10 protein-coding genes are annotated in these 11,662 nt (G+C 59.7%); 3 read left to right on the top strand and 7 right to left on the bottom strand.

Features of this window, described 5'->3' with window-relative positions:
* Positions 1-3: 3 nt before the first annotated feature.
* Together ACQZ5N_RS07725 and ACQZ5N_RS07720 are read right to left on the bottom strand one after the other, a co-directional pair.
* Entirely contained in the window at positions 4-1,929 is a 1,926-nt protein-coding gene (locus tag ACQZ5N_RS07725; protein ID WP_448732589.1) for an autotransporter assembly complex protein TamA, read from the bottom strand.
* A gap of 175 nt (positions 1,930-2,104) precedes the next feature.
* Positions 2,105-2,356 (bottom strand): YMGG-like glycine zipper-containing protein, encoded by a 252-nt coding sequence (locus ACQZ5N_RS07720; protein ID WP_003504940.1) that lies wholly within the window; start codon positions 2,354-2,356, stop codon positions 2,105-2,107.
* A 370-nt stretch (positions 2,357-2,726) separates the two neighbouring features.
* Here ACQZ5N_RS07720 and hemA point away from each other — a divergent pair, with 370 nt between their 5' ends.
* Positions 2,727-3,944 carry a 5-aminolevulinate synthase gene (hemA, locus tag ACQZ5N_RS07715; RefSeq protein WP_003521261.1) on the top strand — a complete coding sequence of 406 codons (1,218 nt, stop codon included), beginning with the start codon at positions 2,727-2,729 and terminating at the stop codon, positions 3,942-3,944.
* 35 nt (positions 3,945-3,979) lie between these two features.
* Here the strand turns inward: hemA and dxr are convergent, their stop codons facing one another.
* Complete coding sequence (gene dxr, locus ACQZ5N_RS07710) at positions 3,980-5,173, bottom strand: 1-deoxy-D-xylulose-5-phosphate reductoisomerase (protein ID WP_448732588.1); 1,194 nt, start codon at positions 5,171-5,173, stop codon at positions 3,980-3,982.
* A gap of 188 nt (positions 5,174-5,361) precedes the next feature.
* Here dxr and ACQZ5N_RS07705 point away from each other — a divergent pair, with 188 nt between their 5' ends.
* Positions 5,362-6,063, top strand: coding sequence for a phosphatase PAP2 family protein (locus ACQZ5N_RS07705; protein WP_003521263.1), 702 nt, complete (start codon positions 5,362-5,364; stop codon positions 6,061-6,063).
* 30 nt (positions 6,064-6,093) lie between these two features.
* Positions 6,094-7,347: an FAD-dependent oxidoreductase gene (locus ACQZ5N_RS07700; protein WP_448732587.1), complete on the top strand. Its 1,254-nt coding sequence runs from the start codon at positions 6,094-6,096 to the stop codon at positions 7,345-7,347.
* Positions 7,348-7,353: 6 nt separating this feature from the next.
* Here the strand turns inward: ACQZ5N_RS07700 and ACQZ5N_RS07695 are convergent, their stop codons facing one another.
* Genes ACQZ5N_RS07695 through ACQZ5N_RS07680 form a run of 4 tightly spaced genes read right to left on the bottom strand, consistent with a single transcriptional unit; the run spans position 7,354 to position 11,255 of the window.
* Entirely contained in the window at positions 7,354-8,280 is a 927-nt protein-coding gene (locus ACQZ5N_RS07695; protein WP_080856815.1) for an ROK family protein, read from the bottom strand.
* Positions 8,281-8,283: 3 nt separating this feature from the next.
* Positions 8,284-9,456, bottom strand: coding sequence for an N-acetylglucosamine-6-phosphate deacetylase (nagA, locus tag ACQZ5N_RS07690; protein ID WP_448732586.1), 1,173 nt, complete (start codon positions 9,454-9,456; stop codon positions 8,284-8,286).
* Positions 9,453-10,475, bottom strand: a complete 1,023-nt coding sequence (locus ACQZ5N_RS07685) for an SIS domain-containing protein (RefSeq protein WP_059759933.1) — start codon at positions 10,473-10,475, stop codon at positions 9,453-9,455. Before ACQZ5N_RS07685 ends, nagA begins: the two co-directional genes overlap by 4 nt.
* Positions 10,476-10,502: 27 nt before the next feature.
* Positions 10,503-11,255 carry a GntR family transcriptional regulator gene (locus ACQZ5N_RS07680; RefSeq protein ID WP_448732585.1) on the bottom strand — a complete coding sequence of 251 codons (753 nt, stop codon included), beginning with the start codon at positions 11,253-11,255 and terminating at the stop codon, positions 10,503-10,505.
* Positions 11,256-11,662 lie beyond the last annotated feature (407 nt).

Here is an 11,662-nt window from a genome sequence, read left to right as displayed (position 1 = left end):
CGTTTAAAAAGACTGACCGATGCCAGCATAAATGCCGAAACTGTTGCCGCCATCGTATTTGTCGAGCGGCATGGCGACATCGAGACGCAGAGGCCCGAAGGGCGTCGCGTAACGCAGGCCGATACCGGCGCCAGCCCGGATATCGGAAAAATCGGGTGTCACGTCTTCCGAAACCACACCCGCATCGATGAAGGGGACGATGCCGATCGTATCGGTGACCTTGATGCGGGCCTCAACGGAGCCGACGACATAGGAGCGGCCGCCCGTCGCATCGCCGGCGGCATTATAGGGCGATATTTCCTGATAGCTGTAGCCGCGTACCGATCCGCCGCCGCCGGCATAAAATCGCCTGGTGGTGGGTATGTCCTGCAGATCGCTGCCACCGACCAGCACGCCGCCGGAAAGCTTTCCGGCCATGATCAGCCGGTCCTCGGCGCCAAGCCCCTTGTAGCCCGAAATGGAGCCTTCGAAGGAGGAAAAGAAGGTGCCGTTCAGTGCTTCATAGCTCGGCTTGGCGGCCACAGAGGCGCGAAAGCCTTCGGTCGGGTTGAGCTTGTCGTCGCGTGTATCACGAACGAATTCCAGCGGGATGGAGGTGGTGAGATATTCGTTCTTGCCGAACGCGTCTTCCGTATCGGCCCATTGCACCTCGAGGCCGGCTGCGGCTGTATCGGTATCGTTCAGCTCGTAAGCGAAACCGGCCGTGCCCGTCACGGTCTTGGCGTCGTATGTATCTGGGTGTTCGGTCTTGGCAATCAGGCTGGTCTTGAAGGTGGTGCGCGGATTGAACATGCCGGGCTTGGTGAAAGTGATACCTGCCGAATAATCCATGCCTTCGACGCTCGAAGCTTCGGCGATGCGCGAAACCGAACCTTCGATACGCAGCGATTCGGCCTGTCCGAACAGGTTTCTGTGGCCCCAATAACCCTGGAGGCCGATGCCTTCCGTGGTGGAATATTGCGCGCCAACGCCGAAATAGCGGTGCTTGCCTTCCGAAACCTCGATGGTAAGCGGAATGGTGCCGTCGCGCGAAAGCGTTCCCGCTTCCTTGATGGTCAGGCTGGAAAAGACGCCGAGCTGCCGCAGCCGGTCGGCGGCCTTGCGCAGTTTTTCCGGCGAATAGGGCTCGCCGCCATTGAGGCGCGAATAACGGCGAATGAAATCGCCGTCTACCGTTTTTTCACCCGTGACGGTCACCGTGCCGAGGGGCGCCACGGGACCGCCTTCGGCCGCCATGGTAATGTCCACCGTGTTTGTCGCGTGGTTGGCGACCGCCTCGCGTTTTGTCAGCTTCGCAAGCGGACGGCCTTCGGCCTTCAGATCATCGATCAGCTTGTTGCCGGCGCGGATGATGGCGAGAGAACCGGCGTCGCCGCCGGTCGTCAGGCCATATTCCTCAAGGTTGCGGCCGGTGACATCGCCTTCAAGCCTGACATTTCCAAGTTTGAAGACCGGGCCGGGCGTAACCGTGATGACCACGGGCACCGGAGCGGAATGATCGAACACCGGATTGGGCGGCAGGCTATCCACATCCTTGCCGGCGACGGTGACCTTGACGATGCCGCCATAACGGGCGTTTTCATAAAGCGCCGCGATCAGCCTGTCCCGGTCGTCTCTTGCCTTTATCAGAAGGCCAAGATCGCCGGAGGCCGGCTTGTCCTTGTCGGCAAGAAGAAGCGAACTGTTTTCCAGGCTGTCTTTCAGGGATTTATCGGCGTCCGTGGCATCGAGCGTGACGGCGTATTTAACGGGGTTGATAACCTCGACCTCCGGTTCTTCCGAACCCCAGAGGCGCATGCCGAACAGTTTGAAGGCAAAGGCGTCACGGGTAAACGCCGGATACAGGGCGAACGTCACAGCAACCGCAAGCGCGGTGCCAGCTTTCCGATACGCAATACCTGTCTTCGGGTTAGTTCGTGTTCTTCGCATAAGCTGCTTTATGGTTGAGCCTTTATTGTCGCCCTAACCCGTTTCCTGTCCGTTAACATTGCAATTTAATCATAAATAAACGGCTTTGAGGACCCTTCGGCTGGTGTTTTGCCGCCCAAAACGCAAAAAGCCCCGGGTGACCGGGGCTTCTGTGCAACGGTATTTCGCGAAGCGATTAGCGGCAACGCGCCGTGTAACGCTGACCGTACTGGTCGCGATAATAGCAATAGCCCGGCTCGGAAGCATTGCCGATGAGGGCACCGCCGACGCCGCCGATTGCCGCACCCACTGCCGCGCCACGAACGTTGCCCGTGATAGCTCCACCAATAACAGCACCGGAAACGGCGCCGATGGAAGCTCCCTTTTCAGTCTGCGTGCAGCTTGCAAGCGACAGGCCGACGAGCGCAAATATGATTGCCTTTTTCATGAAACTCTCTCCAACGTTACAATGAGCTCTTCGGCTCGGTAGGCGTCCCATATTTATCTGCGGCGACTGCTACCTCCGACCGCCACAGATAACTAACAATTCGATGTCGTTTAGGGAAGCCTCCTCTTCAGGCATTCCGCCGAGCGTAAATCGATTGCGTCCCAAACAACGGCGCGGCGCAAAAAAGGTTCCAAAATTCCGGGTTTTTTGATGTGAATCAATTTTGTACTTTTCATTGGGTTCTATAAACGGTTTATTGGAATGGTTCAAAACAACGGCGAATTGACGCAGACGCGGTTAAAGTGGCCCAAAAGGGTTGACGGTCCCCATGTCGGGGGAGAAAACGATCTGGTCAATTCTGGAGCATGGCATGGACTTCGAGGCATTTTTCACGACGGAACTGCAAAGCCTGCATTCTGAGGGACGCTATCGCGTTTTTGCGGATATCGAGCGCCAGCAGGGCAATTTCCCCCGTGCGACACGGTATAACGCCAATGGCGAGCGCAAGGATGTGACCGTCTGGTGCTCCAACGACTACCTCGGCATGGGTCAGAACCCGAAAGTCATCGAAGCCATGAAGGCCGCCATCGATCACTGTGGCGCGGGTGCGGGAGGCACCCGGAATATTTCTGGCACCAACCACTATCACGTCCTGCTCGAGCGCGAACTTGCCGATCTCCACGGCAAGGAATCGGCGCTGATTTTCACCTCGGGTTATGTCTCCAACTGGGCCACCCTCGGCACGCTCGGTCAGAAAATTCCGGGCTTGATCATTTTCTCGGATGCGCTCAACCATGCATCGATGATCGAAGGCATCCGTTACGGCCGCTGCGAGCGGGTGATCTGGAAGCACAACGATCTCGAAGACCTCGAAGCCAAGCTCAAGGCGGCGGATCCGAATGCGCCGAAGCTGATCGCGTTCGAATCCGTCTATTCGATGGATGGCGATATCGCGCCGATCAAGGAAATCTGCGATCTGGCCGACCGTTATGGCGCCATGACCTATCTCGACGAAGTTCATGCCGTTGGCATGTACGGACCGCGCGGCGGCGGCATTGCCGAGCGCGAAGGCCTGATGGATCGCCTGACGATCATCGAGGGAACGCTCGGCAAGGCCTTCGGCGTCATGGGCGGCTATATTACCGGCTCTACGGCGGTTTGCGACTTCATCCGCTCCTTCGCTTCCGGTTTCATCTTCACGACGGCCCTGCCGCCGTCGCTCGCCGCCGGCGCGATTGCGTCGATCCAGCATCTGAAGGCAAGTCCCTTCGAGCGCGCGCGTCATCAGGACCGGGTGCGCAAGCTGCGCGGCCTTCTCGATGCGCGCGGTATTCCGCACATGGATAACCCAAGCCACATCGTGCCTGTCATGGTGGGCGATGCCGCCAAGTGCAAATGGATTTCGGATATCCTGCTCGACAATCACGGTGTCTATGTGCAGCCGATCAACTATCCGACCGTGCCGCGCAAGACCGAGCGCCTGCGTATTACGCCGACGCCGCTGCACAGCGATGCCGATATCGAGCATCTGGTCGGCGCGCTGCACCAGCTCTGGTCGCATTGTGCGCTGGCGCGCGCGGTGGCGTGAGACCGCAGTTTAGATAAGAGAAGACCGGGCCGCGTTTACGCGGCCTTTTCTTTGGTGGCGATCAATTCGCGGGCGTGACGACGGGCCTCCTCATCCGCTGCGAACACATCTTCAATCGTGGCGGCGGATCGGCCGTCATTCAAACGGTCCATGACTGTTTCGACGATCTCGGCCATATCGAGAAAACCGATATTGCCCGCAACGAAAGCGTGAAAGGCGGTCTCTTCGGCGGCGTTCAGGGCGGCGCCCTGCAGACCGCCGCGCTCCAGCGCGGTGCGGGCCAGACGGATCGCCGGGAAACGGGCTTCATCCGGCGCTTCGAAATCGAGCCGCGCCAGCTTTGCGAAATCCAGCCGCTCGACACTCAGATTGCCGCGTTGCGGATAGGTGAGGGCATAAGAAATAGCGGTGCGCATGTCGGGAGAGCCGAGCTGGGCGATATAGGAGCCGTCGGTGTAACCCACCATCGAATGGATGATTGACTGCGGGTGGACGATCACCTCCACCTGATCGGGCCTGAGATCGAAGAGATATTTCGCCTCGATCATTTCCAGCCCCTTGTTGAACATGGAGGCGCTGCCGATGGAGACCTTCAGCCCCATCGACCAGTTGGGATGGGCGCGGGCGATATCCGCCGTGACATTGGCCATCTCCTCGCGCGACCAGGTGCGGAATGGGCCGCCGGATGCGGTCAGCACGATGCGTTCCACGGCCTGCTTATGTTCGCCCGTCAGGCATTGGAAGATTGCGCTGTGCTCGCTGTCGACCGGGATCAGCCTGCCGCCGCCCTGTTTGACCGTGCGCAGAAAAACATCGCCAGCCGAAACCAGGCATTCCTTGTTGGCGAGCGCTATGTCTGCGCCACGTCGCGCGGCTGTAAGAGTAGGTGCAAGGCCGGGGGTTCCGGCAATCGCCGCCATCACCCAGCCGGCATCCGTCGAAGCGGCTTCTTCGAGGCCGGATTTGCCTGCCGCAACCGCGATGCCGGTGCCGGCAAGGGCCGATTTCAGCGCTTCGTATTTGTCGTCCTCGGCGGTAACCGCCAGCCGCGCGCCGAATTCCCGCGCCTGTTCCGCCAGAAGCGCGATGTTGCCCGCGCCGGTCAAAGCCGTGATCTCGAACGCGTCGCGGCCACCCAGCTGGCGGACGACATCCAGCGTATTGGTGCCGATCGAACCGGTCGAACCCAATATTGTCAGCTTGCGTGGCATTTCACTGGCATTCGTCATTTTCAGTCCGTCGGTCGTTTCCGGTTCGCACCCCTTGGTGCACGTCGTTTTCCCGAAACCGCCATGCATTTTCGGGCAACATTCCTTAGCCTCTACCCGCGAAAACCAGCCATAACAAGGACAAAGCCTAGGCTATTGTTTTTGCGGAAGGCAAAGCCATATGCAAGAAAAACAATGAGAGGATATCGATGCGACGTTTTCTGGTTTCCAGCGGGTGGATTTTTGCGGCAAGCCTTGTGCTGGTCCTTGTCTTCATTCCTTTTGATCCGCGGCTTTCCGAAAGCGCGCAGGCGCTGCCAGGGGGCGTGGTTTCCTTCAATCGCGCCATTACCGATTTCGGAACCTTCCGCTGGATGCTCTATTCCACCGGCCTTCTGGCGATATTGGCCTATGTCGCCGCACGGGTTTTAAAGGCGCAGACCTATAATGGTCGGCTGAGGACGGCATGGCGGCTTCTTACCTATTTCTTCCTGACGATCGGAACGGCGAGCATTCTCGTCCATACGCTGAAATTCCTGATAGGACGGGCACGGCCGGAGCTTCTGCTGGAAATGGGCGCCTACAGCCTCACCCCATTTACCGGCGACAATCTCTATGAAAGTTTCCCCTCAGGCCATTCGACCGCCGCCGGGGCGTTTTTCGGCGCTTTCGCCATGTTGATGCCGCGTTTCCGCTGGGCGTTTCTCCTGCTTGCCCTTGTCATCGGTGTTTCGCGTGTCATCGTCGGCGCACATTATCCAAGCGATGTCGCCGCCGGGCTTTTGCTCGGCATGTGGACGGCCATGGCCTTCGCCTTTATCTTTGCCCGGTCCGAAATGCTGTTCCGGTTCGATGCGCAGGGCTGGCCGCAGCCGAAGAATGTAAACCTCCCGGCGGCGGATACACGGTAAGGACCTCAAGCGGGATGTAGGGGGAAGGTGATGGAAGAAGCGACAATCGCTCCGGAAAATGACGGCAGGGCCGTTCAGCACATCCGCACGTCCGTCGCCGTGGCCGGTGGCGGGCCGGCAGGCATGATGCTTGGCCTGTTGCTCGCGCGCAGCGGTATCGATGTCGTCGTCGTTGAGAAACACGGGGATTTTCTCCGCGATTTTCGCGGCGACACCATCCACCCTTCAACGCTTGAATTGATGGAGCAACTCGGTTTCATCGATGAGTTCCTGAGCCTGCCGCATACGCGTGCGCCAAGGCTGAATGCGGTTATCGGCGGCGAGCGTATCACGATAGCGGATTTTTCCCGCCTGCCGGTCCGCCACCGCTTCATCGCCTTTATGCCGCAATGGGATTTTCTCAATTTCATCGTCGGCAAGGCGGGGCAATATGAAAATTTCCGATTGCTGATGAATGCGCCGGTGACCGGACTGATCGAGCGCGGCGGGCATGTCGGGGGTTTCACTGTCAGCACACCGGAAGGCATCATCGAGATCGAAGCCGATCTGGTGGTGGGGGCGGATGGGCGCAACTCCACCGTCCGCGAGGCGGCGGGGCTGGAAGTGCAGCGCTTCGGCATTCCGACCGAAGTGCTGTGGATGCGCCTTTCGAGACAGCCCGACGATCCGACGGAAACCATGGGGCATGCCGGCTCGCGGCAGGGTTTCGTCATGATCAACCGGGGCGATTACTGGCAATGCGGTTATGTGGTGCGAAAGGGATTTTTCGCCGACATAAAGCTGCAGGGAATTGAAGCCTTCAGGGACAGGGTTGCGGAAATCTGCCCTTTCCCACGCGAAAGGCTCGATGAGCTCAAGAGTTGGGACGATGTGCATCTCCTCACCGTCCGTATCGACCGGCTGAAGCGCTGGTGGAAACCCGGCCTGATCTGCATCGGTGATGCGGCCCACGCCATGTCCCCCGTCGGCGGCGTTGGCATTAATCTGGCCATTCAGGATGCGGTTGCGGCGGCCAATATATTGGTGCCGGTGCTCGTGTCCGGCCGGGCCATTGCCGATGACGATCTCGCCGCGATTGAAAAGCGGCGATCCTTCCCGACCAAGGCCACGCAATTTCTGCAGCGGATGATGCGTATCGGCGGCAAGAAGGGCCGGGCCGATGCGGAAAAACCGAAAGGACCGCCAGCCTTTGTGCTGGCCATCATGCGGTTTCCGCTTCTTTCCCATTTGACCGGCAGGCTGGTGGGGCTGGGTTTCCGCCGGGAAAAGATCGAGACGATGTGATGCCGCTCAGGCAGTGCCGGCGGCTTCTTTCTCATATTTCAGCCCGATAACGGCGGATCCGATCAACCCTGGCTCGATGCGGCAGATGGCGGGCACGACCAGGGGGCGGTCGAAGCGCCTCAGAATGCGGCTCCTTACCACCTCGTCCAAAGCGGCGAGAAGCGCCTTCGAATTCGAAAGTCCGCCACCGACCGGCACGATGGTTGCGCCGGTAACGTTGATCACCATTGCCAGAGGCGAGGCGAGAATATCGATAAGGACATCGATGGTTCTTGCGGCCTTCGGATCGCCTGCCTGCCAGGCTGCAATAATATCCTCGCTGGTCATCGCCTGCTGGTGAAGATGCGAATGCAGTTTTTCCATGCCGCGGGCGCTGCCTATTGCATCGACACAGCCGGTAAGCCCGCAACCGCATTCGAAACGCGGCAGCGAAACCGGCGGATTTCCGGCCAATGTCGCGGCCACCGGCCCATGTCCCCATTCGCCGGCGAAACCGCCGTCGCTGTTGATGAGCTTGCCGTCGATCACCAGCCCGCCGCCGACACCCGTACCGAGGATGACGCCGAAGACCACGCGATGACCCCGTCCGGAACCGATTTCCGATTCGGCGATCACGAAGCAATCCGCGTCGTTCGATACGATGACGGGAAGGTTCAGCGCCTTTTCCAGCTCGTCCTTCAAGACCCTGCCATGGATGCTCTGAATATTGGCGACAGTGGCCTTGCCGGTGTCGGGATCGATGACGCCGGCAATCGACAGCGACACGCAGGCGGGTGTGCCGCCGCTATTGTCGATGACGGATTTCAGGCCGGCGGCGAAGTCTTCGAAACTGGTCTTGGGCGTCGGGATGCGCGGCACGGGCCGAATATCGTCGGGAGCGTAGGCAATCGCGCCCTTGATGGTCGTTCCGCCTATATCGAAACAAACGATCATGATTCAGGCTCCGGAACGGGTGGCATCGTGGATTTTTTCTGCGCCGATCCATGTCGAATGCATCTGAAGGTCGGGTGTCAGCATGACGAAATCCGCATCGAAGCCGGGCAGGAGCTTACCTTTTCCGGAAGCGCCGACCGCCTCGGCGGGATAGGCGGACGCCATTCTCAAGGCCTCTTCCAGCGGTGTGTCCAGCTTTTCATGCATGAAGCGGATGCAGGAGAGCATATCGATATCCGCTCCCGCCAGCGTGCCGTCGGCCAGCGTCAGCCTGCCGCCGTTGCGATAGACGCGCCTGCCGTTCAGTTCGAAACCGTCATCATTCGTGCCGATGGTGGACATGGCGTCGGTGACAAGGAAAATGCGGCCGGGATTATTCTTGGCGCGAAGTGCAATGCCGATCGCTGCAGGATCGACATGGAAACCGTCGGCGATCAGCCCGCAATCCAGCTTGCCGTTCGAAAGTGCCGCCCCCACCAGTCCCGGTTCGCGGTGGCCGAGCGGGCTCATGGCGTTGAAGAGATGTGTCACCATGGATGCGCCGGCCTCTGCATAGGCCGTCGCGACGCCAAGGCCCACATCGGTATGGCCAAGGCTGACGACGATGCCGGCTTTGTGCAGCGCTGTGACCTGCGCCTCGGTTACGTTTTCCGGGGCGATGGTTGTCAGCACGAAGGGAAGCTTCGCCTTGCAGCCCGTCAGAACCGCAAGATCGGCTGTTTCCATCTTTCGGATCAGCGCCGGATCATGGGTGCCCTTGCGTGCGACGGAAAGATGCGGCCCTTCGAAATGCAGGCCGAGAAAGCCGGGCACCCCTGCTTCGTACGCGGCGATGCCTGCTTCGGCGGCTTTGGCGGTGATATCCGGCCGGTCGGTGATGAGTGTGACCATCAGCGCCGTGGTGCCGAATTGCGCATGGGCCGAACAGATGCGGGCAATGCCTTCCACATCCGGCTCGTTGTTGAACATCACGCCGCCGCCGCCATTGACCTGAAGGTCGATGAAGCCCGGCGCAATGAACAGTCCTTCCGCATTGATGATTTCGGCGTCTGCGGGCACGGACATGCGGTCGACGATGTTGGCAACACGCCCATCACCGGTCACGAGCGCTTTGCCATCGTGCCACGCGGCGCCATCGAAAATGCGGGCGCCGACAAATGCCTTGCTGCTGCTCATTGGGTTTCCGTCACCTTCTTCAATGCCACGGGCGCATCCGGGTTGAAGCCGCGGGCGCGCGACAATTGCTCGATGAAGCCGTAAAACGGCGCGATCAGCAACAGGGCGTCGGTCAGCGGGTGATTGGTTTCCACAAACGGCAGGGGCTTGGCCGGGCTGCCTTTTGCGGAGGTGACGAAAACACTTGCGCCCTTGCCGGCGAGACCGGCTGCGATATCCGTCACGGAGGTTTCGGCGCGGTCACGCGCGGCAAAAGCGATGACGGGAAATTTCGGTGCGACCAGCGAAACGGGGCCGTGCATCACTTCCGCCGATGAATAGGCCTCCGCGTGGAGTTCGCAGGTTTCCTTGCATTTCAGCGCGGCTTCCGCGGCAATGGCCAGCGCCGGACCGCGGCCCAGCATATAGAGCGATTCCTCACCCTTGACCGCTTCGCCGATCTGGCTCCAGTCGAGAGCGATGGCCCTGGCGAAATTCTGCGGCAGGGCGCTGACGGCTTTGGCGAGCAGGCTGTCTTCCGTCCATTCGGCAAGGATTGCGAGGCCGGCGACGATGGAGTTGACGAAAGATTTGGTGGCGGCCACCGCTTTTTCAGGGCCTGCCTGGATATTGATGGCGTGATTGGCCGCATCGCCGAGCGGGGAGGGCAGGGTATTGACCAGCGAGAAGGTGAGCGCGCCGCCCTTGCGGGCGCTTTCCGCCAGAGCGACGATGTCAGGGCTTTTGCCGGATTGCGAGACGGCGAAGGCCGCGGCCCGGTCCAGCCGCAGTTTCGTCTGGTAGATCGAGGCGAGCGAGGGGCCGAGCGAAGCGACCGGAAGCCCGGTCTGCAATTCGATCGCATATTTCAGGAAATGCGCGGCGTGGTCGGAGGAGCCGCGTGCAATGGTGACGATAACGGCCGGGTCACGGGCCTTCAGATGAGCGCCGGCTTCGTGGAAGTCGGCATTGGCATTGTCCAGCAGGCGGGCGACTGCATCGGGAATCTCATCGATTTCCTGGCGCATCAGGGTTGTCATCGTTTCGTGTCCTTGATCAAGAGATTGTCACTCAGGCCCCATCGTCAGTTCGGCGACGAGGTCATAGGCGTCGCTGCGGTACAGCGCGCGGGATATTTCCATGAGGCGCCCGCTTTCCAGATAAGCCATTCGCTGAACGGAAAGCGCTGCCGAGCCCGGCGGAACCCCAAGCAGCAATGTTTCCTCATCGGTGAGGTTACGGGCGGAGATGCGCTGAATGGCGCGCACCGGGCGAATGCCGTTTTTCTCAAGCTCCAGATAAAGCGAATTTTCCACCAGTTGCGGGTCAGGCAGGATATCGCCCGGCAGGCTGGTAACTTCGAGTGCGATAGGCTGGTCATTGGCAAGACGCAGACGCGTGAGCCGCGCCACCATGGCGGATTGGGAAAGGCCGAGCGCCATCATCTCGTCGCCGGTCGGGTGGAACAGGCCTCTGTCCAGCCAGCGGGTGCTCGCCGTTATCCCGCGTCGGCGCATGTCCTCGGTAAACGAGGTGAGTTTGGTCAGGGGCTGCTGCATGCGGGTGATGGGCTTGACGACGAAAGTACCCGAACCGTGCCGGCGAATGAGAAGGCCGTCGCGGACGAGATCGTCCACCGCCTTGCGCACCGTGACGCGGCTGACGCAGGCGCTTTCGGCGATATCCCGCTCCGGCGGCAAGGCGTCGCCGTGCTTCAGGCGGCCGCCATTGATGGCGTCTTCAATCGTCTGGCGCAGTTTCAGGTAAAGCGGGCCGCCGCCTGATTGCAGGTCGTCCAGATTAAGCGCTGCCCCGTTCATCCATAACCTCTGTCACGATCCATGTGGTCGGCGATATGGCCGGCTCTGGCTATATCATATGCCACGCAATCGGCAATACCAAAATAGAACCATTGCTAGATTTGTACGATTAATCGGTGGTTTTTTCGATATTTTGCCGAATAATAAGGCTGAATGCTTGATATTTTCGCATTAACCAAAAAAATTTTCTCGATAACGGAATTGCTCTGGACGATTGGCATTTTTTTGGTATTTTTTTTGCGTCGGTGGTCGGCGGCGATCCGTTTCGCATCCGTCGCGCAGGGAAAATCGGTTTCCGACTCGCGGCAGCGTTTGCGAAATCGAATTTAGCTTGACCGTTGTGAAAATTAATTTCATCGTGGCAGGAAATTATCGCAGATAACTGGATGACCAGCACAGAAATGGTC

The organism is Agrobacterium sp. 22-221-1, assembly GCF_053522445.1.
Note: the sequence above shows the minus strand (reverse complement) of the source record. Positions and strands in the feature narration are given on the sequence as shown.

What these genes read in the sequence shown, in the direction of transcription:
- ACQZ5N_RS07725 (WP_448732589.1), bottom strand. Translation starts at nt 1,929, where the DNA reads ATGCGAAGAACACGAACTAACCCGAAGACAGGTATTGCGTATCGGAAA.
- ACQZ5N_RS07720 (WP_003504940.1), bottom strand. Translation starts at nt 2,356, where the DNA reads ATGAAAAAGGCAATCATATTTGCGCTCGTCGGCCTGTCGCTTGCAAGC.
- hemA (WP_003521261.1), top strand. Translation starts at nt 2,727, where the DNA reads ATGGACTTCGAGGCATTTTTCACGACGGAACTGCAAAGCCTGCATTCT.
- dxr (WP_448732588.1), bottom strand. Translation starts at nt 5,173, where the DNA reads ATGACGAATGCCAGTGAAATGCCACGCAAGCTGACAATATTGGGTTCG.
- ACQZ5N_RS07705 (WP_003521263.1), top strand. Translation starts at nt 5,362, where the DNA reads ATGCGACGTTTTCTGGTTTCCAGCGGGTGGATTTTTGCGGCAAGCCTT.
- ACQZ5N_RS07700 (WP_448732587.1), top strand. Translation starts at nt 6,094, where the DNA reads ATGGAAGAAGCGACAATCGCTCCGGAAAATGACGGCAGGGCCGTTCAG.
- ACQZ5N_RS07695 (WP_080856815.1), bottom strand. Translation starts at nt 8,280, where the DNA reads ATGATCGTTTGTTTCGATATAGGCGGAACGACCATCAAGGGCGCGATT.
- nagA (WP_448732586.1), bottom strand. Translation starts at nt 9,456, where the DNA reads ATGAGCAGCAGCAAGGCATTTGTCGGCGCCCGCATTTTCGATGGCGCC.
- ACQZ5N_RS07685 (WP_059759933.1), bottom strand. Translation starts at nt 10,475, where the DNA reads ATGACAACCCTGATGCGCCAGGAAATCGATGAGATTCCCGATGCAGTC.
- ACQZ5N_RS07680 (WP_448732585.1), bottom strand. Translation starts at nt 11,255, where the DNA reads ATGAACGGGGCAGCGCTTAATCTGGACGACCTGCAATCAGGCGGCGGC.